Annotated in this window: 15 protein-coding genes; 4 read left to right on the top strand and 11 right to left on the bottom strand. The window is 60.3% G+C overall.

Annotated features, from left to right (window positions below):
* The first annotated feature begins 52 nt into the window (after window positions 1-52).
* The gene (locus tag CKW23_RS16215; protein ID WP_025260250.1) at window positions 53-427 is read left to right on the top strand and encodes a cupin domain-containing protein; all 375 of its coding nucleotides are present in this window, start codon (window positions 53-55) and stop codon (window positions 425-427) included.
* A 47-nt stretch (window positions 428-474) separates the two neighbouring features.
* On the opposite strand, the gene CKW23_RS16210 is transcribed toward CKW23_RS16215, so the two are convergent.
* Window positions 475-1,500, bottom strand: a complete 1,026-nt coding sequence (locus CKW23_RS16210) for a hypothetical protein (protein WP_025260251.1) — start codon at window positions 1,498-1,500, stop codon at window positions 475-477.
* Window positions 1,501-1,844: 344 nt separating this feature from the next.
* Here CKW23_RS16210 and CKW23_RS16205 point away from each other — a divergent pair, with 344 nt between their 5' ends.
* Entirely contained in the window at window positions 1,845-2,060 is a 216-nt protein-coding gene (locus CKW23_RS16205) for a hypothetical protein (protein WP_074569138.1), read from the top strand.
* Between the two features lie 118 nt (window positions 2,061-2,178).
* Here CKW23_RS16205 and CKW23_RS16200 read toward each other — a convergent pair whose 3' ends face one another.
* From CKW23_RS16200 to CKW23_RS16165, 8 genes are all read right to left on the bottom strand, one after another.
* A complete protein-coding gene (locus CKW23_RS16200) occupies window positions 2,179-3,180 on the bottom strand; it encodes a Rieske 2Fe-2S domain-containing protein (RefSeq protein ID WP_025260253.1) in 1,002 nt (333 codons plus the stop codon).
* Window positions 3,177-4,316: a hypothetical protein gene (locus CKW23_RS16195; RefSeq protein WP_025260254.1), complete on the bottom strand. Its 1,140-nt coding sequence runs from the start codon at window positions 4,314-4,316 to the stop codon at window positions 3,177-3,179. The genes CKW23_RS16200 and CKW23_RS16195 overlap by 4 nt, the downstream gene beginning before the upstream one ends.
* Window positions 4,313-5,467 carry a hypothetical protein gene (locus tag CKW23_RS16190; protein ID WP_025260255.1) on the bottom strand — a complete coding sequence of 385 codons (1,155 nt, stop codon included), beginning with the start codon at window positions 5,465-5,467 and terminating at the stop codon, window positions 4,313-4,315. Before CKW23_RS16190 ends, CKW23_RS16195 begins: the two co-directional genes overlap by 4 nt.
* Window positions 5,455-6,813, bottom strand: a complete 1,359-nt coding sequence (locus CKW23_RS16185; protein ID WP_025260256.1) for a F390 synthetase-related protein — start codon at window positions 6,811-6,813, stop codon at window positions 5,455-5,457. The genes CKW23_RS16190 and CKW23_RS16185 overlap by 13 nt, the downstream gene beginning before the upstream one ends.
* Window positions 6,803-7,657 (bottom strand): MBL fold metallo-hydrolase, encoded by an 855-nt coding sequence (locus CKW23_RS16180; protein WP_025260257.1) that lies wholly within the window; start codon window positions 7,655-7,657, stop codon window positions 6,803-6,805. Before CKW23_RS16180 ends, CKW23_RS16185 begins: the two co-directional genes overlap by 11 nt.
* Window positions 7,654-8,661 (bottom strand): NAD(P)-dependent oxidoreductase, encoded by a 1,008-nt coding sequence (locus tag CKW23_RS16175; RefSeq protein WP_025260258.1) that lies wholly within the window; start codon window positions 8,659-8,661, stop codon window positions 7,654-7,656. The genes CKW23_RS16180 and CKW23_RS16175 overlap by 4 nt, the downstream gene beginning before the upstream one ends.
* Window positions 8,661-9,680, bottom strand: coding sequence for a 3-oxoacyl-[acyl-carrier-protein] synthase III C-terminal domain-containing protein (locus CKW23_RS16170; protein WP_095067966.1), 1,020 nt, complete (start codon window positions 9,678-9,680; stop codon window positions 8,661-8,663). The genes CKW23_RS16175 and CKW23_RS16170 overlap by 1 nt, the downstream gene beginning before the upstream one ends.
* A gap of 88 nt (window positions 9,681-9,768) precedes the next feature.
* Entirely contained in the window at window positions 9,769-10,158 is a 390-nt protein-coding gene (locus CKW23_RS16165; RefSeq protein WP_025260260.1) for a hypothetical protein, read from the bottom strand.
* Window positions 10,159-10,445: 287 nt separating this feature from the next.
* Between CKW23_RS16165 and CKW23_RS16160 the strand changes: the two genes are divergently transcribed.
* Together CKW23_RS16160 and CKW23_RS16155 are read left to right on the top strand one after the other, a co-directional pair.
* Window positions 10,446-13,193, top strand: coding sequence for a DUF2339 domain-containing protein (locus CKW23_RS16160; RefSeq protein WP_371856573.1), 2,748 nt, complete (start codon window positions 10,446-10,448; stop codon window positions 13,191-13,193).
* Window positions 13,194-13,195: 2 nt separating this feature from the next.
* Window positions 13,196-14,572, top strand: coding sequence for a DUF3999 domain-containing protein (locus CKW23_RS16155; protein WP_095067965.1), 1,377 nt, complete (start codon window positions 13,196-13,198; stop codon window positions 14,570-14,572).
* Window positions 14,573-14,645: 73 nt separating this feature from the next.
* On the opposite strand, the gene CKW23_RS16150 is transcribed toward CKW23_RS16155, so the two are convergent.
* Both CKW23_RS16150 and CKW23_RS16145 read right to left on the bottom strand, forming a co-directional pair.
* Window positions 14,646-15,041, bottom strand: coding sequence for a hypothetical protein (locus tag CKW23_RS16150; RefSeq protein WP_025260263.1), 396 nt, complete (start codon window positions 15,039-15,041; stop codon window positions 14,646-14,648).
* Window positions 15,042-15,058: 17 nt separating this feature from the next.
* A complete protein-coding gene (locus tag CKW23_RS16145) occupies window positions 15,059-16,678 on the bottom strand; it encodes a DUF2300 domain-containing protein (RefSeq protein WP_095067964.1) in 1,620 nt (539 codons plus the stop codon).
* Between the last annotated feature and the right edge of the window lies 1 nt (window position 16,679).

Below are 16,679 nucleotides of genomic sequence, written 5' to 3'. Positions count from 1 at the left end.
TGGCGCAACAAACGCCAGGCCGCCATTCTCTGGATTGAAGCGAGGGTTTTCTGTGAATGGAGTATCTGCAACGGCCATCAACTTTGCCGACAAGTTTTCCCTGTTTTCGGAGCAATGGACACCCAAGGTCATCGCGCAGATGAACGACTACCAGTTCAAGCTGGTCAAGGTCGAAGGCGAGTTTATCTGGCATAGCCATGCCGATACGGATGAAGTCTTTATCGTCATTGAAGGCGAGCTGGAGATTCACCTGCGCAATGGCAAGGTCACGCTGGGAGCGGGAGAAATGTATGTGGTCGGCAAAGGTGTCGAGCACAAGCCTTGTGCGGCGCGGGAAGCCAGGATTCTGCTGGTCGAGCCCCGTGGCGTCATCAATACCGGCGAGCATACGGGCGACATGACTGCCGAGAACGATCGCTGGATCTGAGCGTGCTCCCGCACACTGCGCGGGAGCCTTCAGCCTGAAACTCCGGGTTAGGAAACCACCGCCTTGACGGGCGGCTGGGTACGACGTCCCAATACACCGGCACCTGCGGCCACCAGACCGGAAATCACCATCGTGATCAACAGTATCCAGGCAGCCTGGGAAACCCGCTTGGCAGTCACTTCGGCGGCCTCACGGGCTTTCTGTTCGGCCTGGGCCTTCAATTCCTCATACTTGGCATAAGCCTCGCGATAGCTGGCCTGGGCCTGATCGACGATCTGGTTGGCCTCTTCATCGGTCTTGTTGCCACGGGCCTTGATCAGATTGACCATGGCCTGACGGTCGGCTGCATCCCAGACCTGATCACCCTTCTCCTTGATGCGATCCATCAGGCTGCCCAGTTGCTCATCGGCCTGCTGAGGGTTCTGCGCACCTTGTCGGGCAGTATTCTGCGCGTCCTGCTGAGCGGATTCGGCCTCCTGGCGAACATTGTCGGGGTTCAGTTCCGGCTTGCCGGTCTGGCGCATGGCCGTTTCGATTTCACCCCGGATATCGTTGAGGTTGAAATCGATACCTTGCGCACGCAGTTGCTCCTGGATCCTGTCACCCAGTGCAGGTGCGACCTGAGCGATGCCGCTGCCCAGTGCAGACATGCCGCTGCCCGCCAGATTCAGCCCACCGCGCACCACGCCCGTGACAGCGCTGGAAACCAGATAGACAGTGATCAGAGAAACGCTGGCCCACACCAGCAGACCATGGAATGCGCCCTCGCGCTGAGCCAGGCGCCCTGCAGCCCAACCGCCGACGAACAGGGAGATCATGGAGCTGGCGACCAGCCAGATACCGGCACCGGTGCCGATCCCGGACATGGGATTGGCTTCTTCTATCGGATCGATGCTGGCACTGCCGATAGCCGTGCCCAGCAGGTTCAGGAGCAATGAAACAACCATGGCCAGCACGACACCGGCCAGTATCGCACTCCAGGAAATACGCTTAAGCACTGGCGCAATGGTATGAGCATCCTGATGGACATAGGCGGGGTCGGCGCCCGGAGTAATACGGTCATCGCGAATCATGGTGGTAGTCCTTGAAGTCAGTGGCAGAACACGCAAGACGTCTGCGCTTAGTCCAGTGACCTGAAGGCGAGCCAGGAAGTTTAATACTTCCGTCGAATAATCCATAAATAAGCAAAGACGTTACAACAGGTGTTTCATATAAGCGCAGCGAGCCGGTTCATTGATATTACACCCTGCACTTATTCGTTATTAAAGTATTCCGCAATCATACCTTTTCTAACACTATTGTAATAATCGGCTCACCTTCCCGTTAGCATCCGCACCGTATCATCACCCTCATGTCCTCAGGAGCGATTGCACGCTGCTCAGGTATCAGTCATCAAGCCATACAGAGGGTCATGATCATGAAATTGCTCAAGTCGATGGTTTTTGCAGCCGTTGCACTGTCCACTACTGCTGCTTTCGCTAAAGACGGAAGTGAGCGTGCAAGCCAGGCCGCTCATAACATGCGCATTGCTCAAGAAGTGCGGTTCAACGAACAGAACCGCAATGAAACCTCACCACTTGTCAGCGTTGAAAAGACATCTCGTGCTGAACAGATGAAGAAGTCGGAAGGCTGAAAACAGAGTTGTAAAAATTCACCTTTATGGCCTTACAGCTCCTTTGGTAAAGGTGAATCTTCAAGCGTCCTCAGGGACGCTTTTTTTGCGCCGGGATCTTCGCGAATGAAGTGCACCATCAAAGCCAGATATCCAATTGCCGTTCTTCAAGAACCAACGGTTGTCCATGTTCCAGCAAACGCCGGATTCCCGGGCCAAGCAGATCCTGCGGGCCATCCAGCGGCCTCGCAGGAAATGCCTGGAAACGTCGCTGATTGGCGCTGACCTGCTGGAGGATCTGTCGGTCCTGGCGCAGGATGACCCGAAACGCCTTTTGCAGAACAAGACGTTTGATCGCAGCCGGCAGCCAGCCTTGTGCCGTGGCAATCCGGGCAAACACGCGGAGTTGTCCATCGCCACACGGAGTCAGCCAGGCGCTGGCAAGCAGGCTGAGGCCGTCGCGGCGGTCGCGATATTCGATTTCCGCCAGGCCCGGCAGCCGGAAGCGGCCCATGCTGCTGCCCCGCTCGCCCTCGAACAGTCGCGAGATCAGCCCTGACTGCTTGCCTTCCTCGCTGTACAGCGCCTCAATGCCATCGGCCAGTGGCCGGACCCGGGCACTTATTTTCTGCCGTTTGAGGTCGTGGCGTATCCAGCCGGCGTGGACGAAATGGGTATGGAACCCGTCGAGGAAGTTTTCCGCAGCGTCCTGCAGCGAGCACTGCACACTGTCCGTGATCCAGAACGTGTCGAGTTGCTGCTTTTGTTCGGCAGGCGCAACCGGCGGCATTGCAGGAGGTTGCCCGCTCAGGCAGACCCACACCAGACCATGGGCTTCGCAACTGGCCAGGCTGTCGAGCAGCGGCTTGCTGCCTGGCGCATGTTCGGTGCCGGGCACGCGGGTACAACGTCCGTCAGCGGCAAATCGCCAACCATGATAAGGACATTCGATCTGCCCGCCACGGACCTTGCCCGCGCTCAGGGGCGCAAAACGATGCGGGCAGCGATCCGGCAGCGCAGCGGCGCGCCCGTCATCAGCCCGGAAAAGCACCAGCGGCGTGTCGTATAACTGGCACGCCAGAGGCGTGCTCTTCAATTCGTGGCTGAGCGCGACCGGCCACCACTGGGCAAGAGGATTCATAACTTGAGTTTCTTCATCAGAGGCACGCCAATGCCATGCAGCAGAAAACCGAGCAACGTCCACACCAGCCGACGGCCCCGGGACAGATGGGCAACGTGAACCAGGCTGTATTCGATCTGCGGCTGACCACCGCGCAAGCGCTTGAACCCGGCGGCACCAGAACTGAAATTCAATACCTGATGCCGTTTGGCCGCTTCCAGCAGGCACAGGCAGGTCAGTTGCCGATACAACCCCGTCTTTTGCGGCAGTGCCGTGTCATAACCCACGATGGGAGTGCTCAGGGTCGTGTCATTGGCAAACCAGCCCAACGCGCCGTCGATACGTCCTTCGGGGTTGCGCAAGGCGCGAATGTCGAGCCAGCCTTCGCGTTGACCGTGCTGCATCCAGCGGGCGCTGTAGTGCGGATTCAGGATGCAGTACTTTTCCAGATAAAGCAGGTTGTAGAGGTGTTCGATACGCTGAAAATCAGCGTCGCTCAGCACTGATCCCGGCACGACTTCGTAGGGTGCACGTCGCAAGAGCGTGGTGTCCATACCCACGTTGTGGTGCTTGAGAAATTCAGCCTCGTCCCCTGCCCGGCCATCGAACAGATAGACCTGGCGACTGGGAATACTAAGGTAGCCGAGAGCCTGCAGATGCTTGCGCAATTCCCTGTTGCTGAAGTCGTTGATGGAGCGAAAGCATAAGGCGTGATCCGGAAAAGCCTGCTGCAAAAAGGCGCTGATCGCCGACAGTTCGGCGACATTCCACTGTGCAGGATAAAGATTGGTGGACAGCAGCCAGTTGTTGACCTGCACCAGCCTGTCGACCCTGGCCGACTTCAGTAAAAGATCAACGCTTCGGGTCAGCAACTGCAATGGCCACGTCAGCCAGGGTCGACCAAGGCGCTTGAGCTCTTCCCGTGCATAACCACTGTAGGCCGTGCGGGGTGAAACCACGTAGCAGTTATCGTCAGGTTCACTGCCATCGTTGATGCTGACCGGAAACTCCTGAGTACCGGTGTCGAGCAGCGCCATGCGGGTGCTGACATTGCCGATCAGGCCAGCGGTGGCGCAGGCGCGGACGTAGTGCCGGGCATGGCTGTCGTCCGGGCTGGATTGCTCGCTGAGGAGTTGTTCCGGGAATAGCAGCTTCATCGCGGACGCTCGCTCAGCGCCTGACCGTTCCACTCGATATCCGCCGTGGAGGCTGCCAGCAGACCGCAGCGTCGGGAAACGGAGCGGGAGATGATTTCTGCAAGGCTCAGCACTTGCGCGCCCAACGGCCAGAAGTCGCCCTTGTGCACGATCACATCCCGGGCCGCGTTGTAATCGCGCCAGAATGCCTTGTTCAACAGCCGTTGCGGGGCTGCCAGCAACAACATGGCCAGTGCAATCATGCGCGGATCGCCCGTCGGCTCAAGCACCTTCCCGGATGCCTCACTCAGGCTGCTCACCAGGGACCTGCGCTGATCGTCGAACAGGTGCACGCCGCTGGTCGCTCGCGGATTGCATTCCAGCACATGGAACCGGCCCTCGCGATCCTCGATAAAGTCAAAGCCCACTTGGCCGGTGTAGCCGGTTTCCTGGCCGAACTGTTCCAGAAACCGGCGCACGGCTTGCGGCGCGGCCGGCTGGAAGTAGATCCCCGAGCCACGGCCCACGCGGTAGCATGGCTGGTAGCAACTGTGGGCGCGCAGTTCGCCATTGATCAGCACGCTGAAACTGCAGAACTCTTGCCCGTCGATAAACCGCTGCGCCACCCAGGGTGATGCGTTGTCGGGTTGAACCTTGCTCAACTGACTGGACGACGGGCGAATCAGGGTCTGGGAGGCAAAACGCGAATACGCCGGTTTGAATACCCATTGCCCTGCTTCAGCTGCCAGTGCCAGCACGGCTTGACGATCCGTCAGCAGTCGGGTTTCGGGAGCCGCCAGCGCCCAGCCCTGGGTCATGGCGGCGAACTGGCCTTTGTGATGCAGGCGATGCAACAGTGCAAAGTCACTGGTCAGAACACGGCACAGCGGTGCCAGCCGCTCAAGACCGTGGGACAGGTAGAACACTTCTTCGCAGGTGGGCAGCAGCAGGTCGATGCGCCGGGTTTCGATCACTTTCGCCAGGGCTTCGATCCAGGCGGCCGGATCCTGCCTTGGCTCCGGCAGGCGCACGAAATGCTGTGCCGAGCGGCTGAAACGACTGAGTGGCTGGCCCAGTGAGTCGCCAACCATGACGCTCCATCCGGCTTCGTCAAAAGCCCGCGCCCATTCCAGGCAGGCTGGCGCACGCGCCCCGAGAATCAGTACGCGCATGGCAGGCCCTCGGGCAATTGCAACAGTTTCAGACGTCGACGCTTGGCATGTGGCGGTGGCGCCTGCCAATGGCCAAAGCTCAACTCGGGTGGCTGCAAAGTATGGTCAGTGCACAGTGCGTGAACACTGTCGGTCAGTGCCTGGCACAAACTGGCGTAATCATCACGGGCCAGCAGGTTGACTTGCCAGTGAAGACCCTGCTGATGGATTTCATATTCCTGAAGCGCTGAGCCATGCATCAGCAAGGCGCGACGAATGACATCGGGATAAAGCGCCTGCAACCGGTCGCCTGCAAGGCTGGGCAGCCAGAGAATGTCATCGGCACGGCCTTCGACAGCCGCAATCGCCCGCTCGACTCGCCCGCAAGGGCAAGGTGCCTGGGCGACACGCAGAATGTCATTGAGCCGGTAACGCACGATCATCTGCGTGCGCCGGGAGAAGTCGGTGATGATCGGCTGAAAGCGCGTATGCCCGGTATCCAGCCATTGCGGCTCGATATGCAGGTGGCTTTCGTTCAGGTGCAAGGTGCCCTGCTCGCAGGTGTAACCCAGAAAACCTTCACTGGCCTGATAGATCTGCTGCGGTGCGACACCGAAGGCCTTGAGCACGGCATCGGCATCATCGCTTTCGAGCACTTCGGCCACCGACAGGATATGCGTGGGCCGTATCGTCAATTGTCCGCTCCGCATGGCCTCGGCCAGCCCCCTCAATACAGTGGCCGGAGCCACCAGCACATCGGGATTCTGCGCATTGAGGCGTTCAAACGATGCCTCAAGGCCCAGGGTCAGGTCGTGAAAAGCAAAGTCGATACGGCGACTGGACAAGGTGGTGTAGAGACGGCTGTTGGCGCGCAGGAAAAAGGCAATTCCCAAGGGCTCGCGCCAAAAGCACAGCAAGCGCGGCAGGAAGCGACGCGGCAGGGTTCGCGCCAACAGGATGCCAGCCCAGCGCTGACGCTCCAGTGCACTGACCAGAAACACGCCCTGATTGCCGGAGGTGCCGCTGGAAAGCCCCACCGTCATATCGCCCAGGGTCGGGCTGAAATCCCTTGATTCTTCTGCCTGACGTGCAATGGGCAAGACCTGTTCCAGATTCAGGCCGCGGGTGTTGAACCCGGCAAAGTCGCCCATCAGAGTGGCCTTGTCCATCAAGGGAAGGTCAGCCAGATCGGTGATGTGCAAACCTTTGAAACGCTGCGCCTTGGGCAACACCTGTTGCAGGAAATGTTTCAACTGCCGGGCCTGCCAGGCTTCCAGTTGCTCGCGCCGGGTGAAGCGCAGCCGGTAGCGGCTGTTGATGAAACTCAGGACACTGCGCAGAGCCCCCATCAGCTTTTCACTGCTCATGAGCGAATGCCTCCCAGGCCTGGGTGCAATGGGACGGCAGCACCGCTACGGCAGGCTCTCGACGAATCAAGGCGCCAAGGTCGCTGTAGGTCTGGCGGTATTGCCTGGCATCGTGACTGACAAAGTGCAGCGCGGGCCAGGCAGGCAGGCGCTCGGCGCGGCAGGCGGGAACCGACCAGCAGGCGTCGGCCACCAGAAACACCGGACGCCCATCGGCATCGGGGATAAACAGGCCAAGCTGGCCTTCACTGTGTCCCGGCAGCGGCACGCCGATCAGGCTGCCGTCGCCCAGCAAGTCGAGGCCCTGGCTGAAAGGTGTCATCCATTGGGGCAGCGCAACCTTCCTGCAGTGGTCGGCAAGAGTCACCCGCGATCCGAAATCTTCCGGCAATAATCCGGGCAAGTGACCGCCAAGTGTGGCGCGCCAGCGGGAGCCGCGCAGGCTTTCGATCTGTCGGCGGTCGGCATCCAGCGCAATGAACGATGCCTTGGGAAAATCCCTCAGCCCCGCGATGTGATCGCTGTGGAAGTGGGAAATGATCAGGGTACGAATGTCATCCGGGTGAATACCAAACTCGTTCAGTTGAGCCAGCAGTTGCTCCTGCGCGGGCAATTGCACCGGCACCGCACTGCGATACAAGCGCTCGGGCAGCGCCTGGGTCGCCTTGAAAAAGTGTTCGGCGTAACCGGTGTCGTAGAGTATCCAGCCCGCATCGGGGTGGCGAATCAGGCCGCATAATGCAGGGAAACGGGTCGGAGCAATGCGCCCGCCACGATCGGCCATGCATTCCAGGTGTCGGCACCAACCGGCGCGCAATACGTTGAGGCTGACGGTACGGCTCAACCTTGTGCTCCTTGCCGGGCCAGCCACCACTGAGCGTGCTGGCGAATGCCCTCTTCCTGAGTCATGACGGGGCGGTAACCCAGTTCGTTGCGAATGGCGTCGAGGTTCAGGGTCTGACTGAATGCCAGCACGCCAGCGCCATAACGGGTCAATAAGGGCTCGCCGCTGCCCGTCAGTCGGGCGCGGGCTTCCAGCACCCGCGCCACGGTGTCCACCAGTCGCCAAGGCAAATGCCGGGTGCGCAGAGTCAGGCGAAACTGCTCGGCGATACGCTGCAGCAAATCCTCGAAAGCCAGTGGCGTGCCGTTACTGACGTTATAGGTGCACACGGCCCTGGGCAGCGGCTGGCTCAGGCTCAGTTCCACGGCATGCATCAGATTGTCGACGCAGGTCAGGTCCAGTTGCGCCTGGCCGCCACGCATCAACGGGATTCGTCCACGCTGCATGACCCGCAGCAAGCGCGGCAACAACGTTCCGTCCCAAGGACCGAAGACCGCACGAGGGCGCAGGATCACAGCTTCGGCGAGCCCTGCTTCATGTATACGTGTTTCAGCCAGTGCCTTGCTGCGGGCGTATTCGTTGACCGCGGGTGGCAGCGGATCGTTTTCGCGAATGTCCAGACGATCACGAAAGGCAAAGTACAGACTGGGCGTCGATAGATGCACCAGACGCTTCACCTCGTTAATGCGACAGGCCTGAAGCACTTCATCGGTGGAGTCCAGATTGGCCTGGGCAAAGGCTTGCGGCGTTCCCCAGGGTGAAGACAATGCCGCGCAATGGACAATGACGTCACAGCCTCGGGCGGCTTCGCCCAGTGTATTGGCCGCCTCAGGCGTGCCATGCTGCAAGGGAAGCCAGCTCACAGCACCGGGGCTGTGGTGAATGACTTCAGCGGCTGCCGCCGGGTTGCGACCGCTGAACTGCACCTCGAAGGCCCGGGAGGCCAGTCGCCAGACGATATGTCGGCCAATGAACCCAGTGCCGCCAGTAACCAGAACTTTCATCAGTACTCCAGGATCATGCCGCCAAGCGAAAGGCCCGCGCCGGTGCCGATCAGCATCAGCGTCTGGCCGCGCAGGATACGCTGGTCGCGAATGGCGATGTCCAGCGCAGTGGGCAGCGAAGCGGCCACCTGATTGCCGTGCCGGGCAAAGATGTCGATGACCTTTTCCGCTTCAAAGCCCAGGCGTCGGGCCGCATGGTGCAGCGCTTGCTGGCTGGCCTGATGAGGGATGACCCAATGGATGTCATCCTGAGCCAGCCCGGCCTGGGTCAGCAGTTCATCCATCAGCGTGGGCAAGTGCCTGGCCGCCAGGCGATACACGTCCTTGCCCTGCATGGCAAAACTGGTCAGCGGCTCGAACGGTATATCGATACGGCGTGGGTGAAAACGCGAGCCACCGGCAGGGATCTGACACAGGTGCGCGCCTTCGGAAAAGGTCTTGAGGCTGGAGGCAAGGATTTTCGACCCACCATCACTGACACTCAGCACCACGGCGGCAGCGCCATCGCCAAAAATCCCGCCGACTTCGACCTGCTGCCAGTCCAGACCGCACGAAGCGATATCCGAGCACACCAGCAGAATGCGCCTGTAACGCCCGGCAATCAGAGGCCATGACAAAGTATCGATGGCGGCGAGAAAGCCCAGACAACTGGCATTGATATCCATGGCTGGAATGCCGGACTGGCCCAGCCCCAGTTCTCGGTGCAGCAAGGCAGCGTTGCACGGCAGGCCCTGATCCATGGTGCCGCTGGCACAGGCGATCAGGTCGATCTGTTCCAGCTCGACACCGGCCGCACGCAAGGCATGACGCGCCGCAATGGCACCAAGGCTGGCGGCGGTTTCGGTACGGCTGGCGACATGCCGTTGGACCACGCCGCTGATGCGCTCCACACTCCCCGCCACCAGGCCCAGCTCGACATCGAGTTCGGCACTGGTGACCCTCCGTTCGGGCAAAGCGTGCCCGGAACCCAAAATGACCACGGGTCGTGGCGGGAGTGGTAAAAGCGGTGAAGTCTGCATTCAAATTCCGTTTGGCGAGGATAAAGCATCGTCTGATAAAGCGGCGGAATAGGCTAACAGGTTATTGATGGATATACGCGCTGTACGCTTACAGTGTCGGCTTGGGCACGGGCGTGTCTGGAATGGACTTGGCGTTCCTGGGTTGTTTCGGACAGCCTCCGGATATGCCCCATTTGGTAATAATGCCCCCTTCAACAAGGAAGCGTTGAACACATCGGGAATATCTGGGGTTATCTCCACTCGCGCCTGCAAGCCAGACATACTCATAAGAAATCATGCTTGCTGCACCTCCCGCCATTGGAAAGCTGTTTTGCGGCGTCCCCCAGGACATGATCAAATCGTCCAGGGACGAACCTACCCAGGACGCCTGCACGTCATCCGTCGTCTGAAAACGCTGGTTATACAGCAGGTTTCCCAGAGGTGAATTGGCACACCCGCCAAGCGTCAGGGCCGACAGAACAATTATCAGGAACCTCATATCCCAAACTCCATTAGTTGTTACGACAGACTGGTTTTTCCGTTTCTGGATGAGGCGCTACAAGAAGTGCGCAGGCCGTTATACGGTCTAGCTGGTGGTCGGAAAATAGTACAGGTGTACTATTCAAGCAGGCTCGAAATCACTCTAAGTTGCTCAATACAATGATTGACTGTGCAATGCGTCAATTCATATCCGGCTGTTCAGTACTATCATTTCAACTATCGCCAAACGCTCGAAGGTGAGCGGTTCCTGGTCTAAAAGGATGTCGCCGCGTGCTGCTCACTCTTCTGGAAATCGGGCTGGAAACGTTTGAATACCTTGTCGAGAACCCGCCTTATGCCTGGTTCTTTGGCCTGTCCCTCGCTCTCCTGGCTGTGGGCATCTGGCTGAAGCAGCAAGTTGCAAGTCTGCGCACAGAATCCGTCAGACAAAAAGAACAGATCGAAACCCTGCAGCAACGCCTTGCGCGCCTGGAGTCGCCCCTCGCCATGCCTGAAGCGGCACAGGCCACGACGCCGCTTCCTGACGATACGATTATTGTCGCGACCCAGGACAGCGGGCCGGAACTGCTCTGGGACTTGCCGGAAGAATTACCCGCTGCTGCGCAACCTGAAGCTGACATCAAACCGACCGCTCAACCTATTGCACGGCCGAACCCGCTGAACACTGCGTTCGAGGCTGCGAAACACTGGCTGCTGGGTGGCAATACCGTGCTGCGGGTTGGCGCAGTGGTGCTGTTCATGGGGCTGGCGTTCCTGCTGCGCTATGCCACTGAAGGCATCGTGGTGCCGATCGAGGCCCGCTATGCAAGCGTCGCCGCCAGCGCCATGGCGTTGCTCGGCCTGGGCTGGTGGCTGCGTCAACGCAACGCCAACTTCGCCTTGATGATGCAAGGCACCGGAGTCGGCGTGCTGTACCTGACGGTCCTGGGTGCCATTCGGGTGCATGAGCTGCTGGACCCGAGCCTGGGTTTTGTCTTGCTGGTGGCGGTCATGCTGTTCTCGACCATGCTGGCCGTCACACAAAATTCGCTGGCGCTGGCCTGCGCCGCCACGATTGGGGGTTTTGCAGCGCCCATCCTGTCGTCTACCGGCCAGGGCAGCCATGTCATGCTGTTCAGTTACTTTGCCCTGCTCAATGCCGGGATTTTCGCCATTGCCTGGCTCAAGGCCTGGCGCTTGCTGAACCTGATTGGCTTTGTCGGGACCTTCGGCATCGGTTTCGCCTGGGGCTTGCGCTCGTACAAGCCGGAGCTGTTCTGGAGTGTCGAACCGTTCCTGATCCTGTTCTTCCTGATGTACCTGGCCATCGGCCTGCTGTTCGCCCGGCACAAACTGCAGGAACGCAATGATGCGCCCGATGATGACAGCCGCGAATCGATGCTGCGCTGGTCCAGGCGTCAGGGCGACTATGTCGATGGCACGCTGCTGTTTGGTACGCCCCTCGCAGGCTTCGGCCTGCAATATGCGCTGACCCGCGACATGGAATTCGGCACCGCTTTCAGCGCGCTGGCGCTGGGCCTGCTGTACATGGGCATCGCTCGCCTGCTTTCCGGTCGGGCACCGGGTCGTGCGTTGTTGCTGGTGGAAACCTGCCTGGCACTGGGCGTCGTGTTCGCGACACTGGCGATTCCGCTGGGGCTTGGCGCGCAATGGACCACCAGCGCCTGGGCCATCGAGGGTGCGGCGATTTTCTGGCTGGGCCTGCGTCAGCAACGCGTGCTGGCACGCGGCTTTGGCTTGCTGTTGCAGGTTGCTGCGGGGCTGGCGTTCATCCATCAGATGTTCCAGTGGTACTCCCTGAAGCTGCAAGGCGATTTCTGGACGCCAATGATCATCGCCCTCGTCGCCCTGCTCAGTGCCTTGTTCGTCCATCGCATCAAGACTCTGCGTTACCTCAAGGACAACGTGCTGTCAGGCATGCTGCTGGTCTGGGGCAGCCTGTGGTGGGGTCTGGCCTGTGTCATCGCGCTCATGCGTTTCTCGTCGCACACCCTGTTCCCGACCTGGTTGCTGCTGTCGGTGGCCGCCAGCATAGGCATATGGACCTTGCTGGCCCTGCGTTGGCGCTGGAGCGGGCTGGCGGCGCTGAGCCTGTGGCTGACACCCGTCAGTTGGGTCCTGCTGATCAGCGCAATGACCGACACTTATCACCTTTTTGCCCATTGGGCCTGGGTGGGCTGGGGCGCATTGCTGGCCGTGCATCTGTTTTCCCTGCGCCGCCTGGCAGATCTCCTGCCCCGCAAGGCGCAGTCACTGGCCCATATTCTGGGTTGCTGGTTGACCCTCTTCATCCTGAGCGTTGAGCTGTTCTACGGCATAGACATGCTGGTCAGCTCCAATGCCCCTAACAGCGCGTGGAACGCGATGGGCACATTGCTGCCCAGTCTGTACCTGCTTGCAATGGCCTCCAACAGAACCTGGATCTGGCCGGTGACCGACCATGCCAGGGCTTATCGCGTGTGGGCCGCACTGCCCGTGGCGCTATTGCTGCTGGCGTGGTTCTGGCTGACCAACTCTTACAGCCGTGGCTACGCCGAACCTCTGCCTTATGTGCCCTTGCTCAATCCGCTCGATCTGACCTTGTCGTTCGCCCTGCTGGGGATAGTGAACTGGACCCGCAACAAGCTGCCACAACTCGCAATGACCGTACCGCGCGCCGAGCGGCTGGCGGTGATCATTGCAGGCGCTTCGCTGTTCGCTCTGGTTACCGCCATGGTGCTGCGCACGGCCTGGCATTGGGCCTGGCACGAAATCGACCCCATGCTGGATCAGGCGGTGCTGTCCATCGTCTGGACCCTGATGGCACTGGCCTTGATGATCGGCGGCCATATTCGCCGCCAGCGTGAGATCTGGATCACCGGTGCGCTGTTGATCGGCGTCGTGGTCGCCAAACTGTTCCTGGTCGAGTTGAGCGACCGGGGAGGCATGGCACGCATCGTGTCCTTCATCGGTGTTGGCGTTCTGCTGTTGGTGGTGGGTTACTTCGCCCCGCTTCCACCGAAAAAACCGTCAAACACTACGCAAACACATTGATCATGAGGATTGCCTTCTTGAGTCATCAACCGCTGTTCAAGATCGTGCTGTGCAGCCTGGCCCTGCTGGGCTCGCCCCTCGCCAGCGCTCAGGACAACCCGGCCGACTTTGCCAGCCACACGCCTTTGAAACTCAACGGCGGCGGCCCCTGGTATCGCATCGAACTGCCACTGACCGTGCAGCTCAACTCGCGTCAGAGTGCTCTGGGCGACTTGCGGGTCTTCAACAGTGAAGGCCAGGCTCAGGCTTATTCGCTGGCCTATGACCCGATTCAGCCACGGCAGGAACCGGCGCCGGTTTCAGTCAAATGGTTCCCGCTGTACAACAGCGCAGACGCTGCCGACAGCCCCCCCAAAATCCGTGTTGAACGCAGTGCCAGCGGCACGCTGGTCGAAGTGCAGCCGCAAGGTGCCATTGAAGCGGGCGAAGAAGTGCTGCGCGGCTGGCTGCTGGACACCAGCGCCATCAAGCAGCCCCTGAAACAACTGATTCTGGACTGGAGCACCGAGCGTGAAGGCTTCCAGCGTTTCAGCATCGAGGCCAGCGATGACCTGCAACACTGGCAAGCCTGGGGTGAAGGCCAGGTCGCACGCCTGTCGTTTGCCAACGATGTGGTGCAACAGCGCCAGGTCAATCTGCCGGGCCGCAAGGCGCGTTATCTGCGCCTGTTGTGGAATACGCCAGACAGCGCGCCGACGCTGACTTCCGCGCAACTGCTCAGCGTCAGCAGCGACACACCGCAAGTGCCTCTCACCTGGTCGCAACCGCTGGAAGGCAGCCTTGAAAAACCCGGCACTTACCTCTGGCAATTGCCCGCAGCCCTGCCCGTCGAGCGCCTGAAACTCGATATCGCCCAGGCCAACAGCCTGGCGCCCGGCACCTTGTACGGACGACCGGACAGCAAAAGCACGTGGCAGACGCTGGGCAACGGCCTGCTTTACCGTCTGACACAAAATGGTCAGGACGTGATTCAGGATGAAATACAGGCCTCCGGCACAGTCGTGCGCCAGTTGAAACTTGAAGTGGATGAACGCGGCGGCGGTCTGGGCAGCCAGCCACCTTCCTTGCGGTTTGCCGTACAGGCGCCTCAGGTCGTGTTTCTGGCACGGGGCAACGGCCCGTTCTCACTGGCGATCGGCAACCCGAGCGCCAAGCCTGCCAACCTGCCGCTGGCCACCCTGATCCCGGACAACAACGCCCGGAAGATGAGCAGCCTGAGCAGCGCCGAGCCGATGAACGAACCGGTCAGGCTGGCACAGGCCGCCGAGAGCAGCATCGACTGGAAACGCATTGGTTTGTGGGCCGTACTGGTGCTGGGCGTGGCTCTGCTCGGCTGGATGGCCTTGAGCACCTTACGTACGTCTGCCCCCAAGCCCTAGATTCGTGTGTCACTTATGATCCAGCCACCTGCTTTTTGAAATCAGCCTCTGGACTGATCCATCAAGCCACAGATCATTCTTTAGGCTGGAAGATCACCTTGACCGGTGTGTTCTGCTTGTAAGTCCAGCTCCGGGGTCCATCACCCGGTTTGAACCCCGGATACCAGGCTCTGAGTTCGCTATCACTCGCCCATTGGAGTTGTAACTGATCGGGTTTCGGAGATTCGGGGGTGTCGATATCAAACTGTGCCCAGGCTTCCACGGCGGATTGGCATGCTGCCGATACGCCAACGTCAAGAACGGAAACCTGTAGCTTTTCACCCCATGTCATGGACCCGCTCTCAGGGCATCGGCGAACTTCGACGTGATGCTTTCCATCGGGCGAAGGCAGACTGGAAACCAGTTCGTTGGGGCCGCATCCCGCCAGGGCAACGGACAGCAAGAGCAGGCATGGAATCATTTTCTGCATCACAGCACTCCAGGGATCTATTCCAGCAAAAGACGCCGGGCCAGACCTTCGATATAGGTTTCATCCTGACCGTCAGGGTGCGCTTCAAAGGCCAGGTGAAGGTATTCATGGGTGAGGTCGAGGCGGTCCTGAAGTGACAGGACGCCACGCACGTAGATACGTTTGCGTTCACGGTCGACATAGGGGTTGCCGAAAGCCAGCTGGCAGACGGCAAATGTGCTGACTTCGTTGTAGCCCGCTTCGCTTTCGAGTCGTTGACGCCAACCCCGACGCTGGTTTTGCAACCAGTCCTGGGCGGCTGGAAGCGCCCGGCAGGATGCGACCGGGTTGTCCCAGCGACTGAGACTGGTGCGCGGGTATGCGTGCAACAGAATGGCGTCGTAACGCTGACCGGCCTCGGCCTGATCCACAGCTTGCTGCCAGGAGAGTTTGTCGGAACCAGGCTCAGTGGAGTGATAGGTGATGTTGCTACCGGCCACCACCAGGTCACTGGTCCAGGCCGCGATCTGGCGGGACTCCGCAGAGGCCGGGCGTGGGGCGACGCGCTGGCGATTGCTGCTGTCATCGATGGCCAGACACTCGCCGTTACGGCTGGCATTCTGCAACAGGTAAGTGCGAATCGCGACGGCCAGGGCCTTGGCCGCTTCGGGCGGATTGGCCGAGGCTTCACGCTGGAGCACGCGGGCGACGTATTCCTCACGGTCCAGGCGCGCGACCAGCTTGTCCTTCAGCAGAAAGAGTTCGCCGTCGCTGTGTATATCCAGTTGATTGCCATTGGCGAACTCGACGCGATAATCCCCCAGCAAAGGCCCCGACTCCACAGCACGGCCCGGGGCAAGAACGCGCTCCACCGGATAACGTGAAAACAGGTTCACTTCGACACAACGCCCCGGCTCCGCAGGCCAGCCTGCTGGAACGACCGAAGCGATGGCCTCGCCGTAGTTGCGCAAAACCGTCTGGCTGGTGCCGCGCCCCTGGGCCCAGACAGGCGTGCCATCCACTGTCCAGCCGGCAAACCCGCCCTGACGCACCCCACTATCGCGATCCTCGAACCAGCTCCAGGTTTTCACCCGCAACCGGCCGCCCAGCTCGCCCACAACATTGCCGTCAGCCGCGTTCAGCACTACATCCAGCAATACCCGCCTCGCCTGCTCCTGCGCAGGCAACACCGCCAGCATCCCGAGCAGTTCGGCCACGGGCACCTGTGCAGCAGGCTGCAACGACTGCAGGCCAAGCAGCCATTGCGGGGCTTTGCGTGCTTGCCAGTACGAGCGCCAGTCAGCTTCGGAGATGGCCAGGCGTTGCGGCTCGAAGTACAGACCACAGGATTTCACCAGAGCCTGATCGCGCTCGACCTTGCCACCGGTCGTGCAGCAATACACTTCCTCTTTCGACTGGCCGCGACACTCATAGGCCGGTTCACTGGCGCCGGTGTCCACCAGCCATGCGTAGACAAAGAGTTTCCAGAGGCTGCCCAGATGCGTCTGCAAATCCGCAGGCAACGGCTCTCGCGACAGCAGTCGGGTCTGGTTCAAAGACAGCAGTTCCCCCTTGAACCCCATCTGCAAGGGCTCCTCCTGCGCGGTTGCCAGCGCAGGGAGCAAAAGCAGTACCAGCCATGACAGACGCCGGATCATG

The sequence above is a fragment of the Pseudomonas sp. Irchel 3A18 genome, from assembly GCF_900187465.1.
Lineage (GTDB): Bacteria > Pseudomonadota > Gammaproteobacteria > Pseudomonadales > Pseudomonadaceae > Aquipseudomonas > Aquipseudomonas cichorii.
This window is presented reverse-complemented; position numbering and strand designations above follow the sequence as displayed.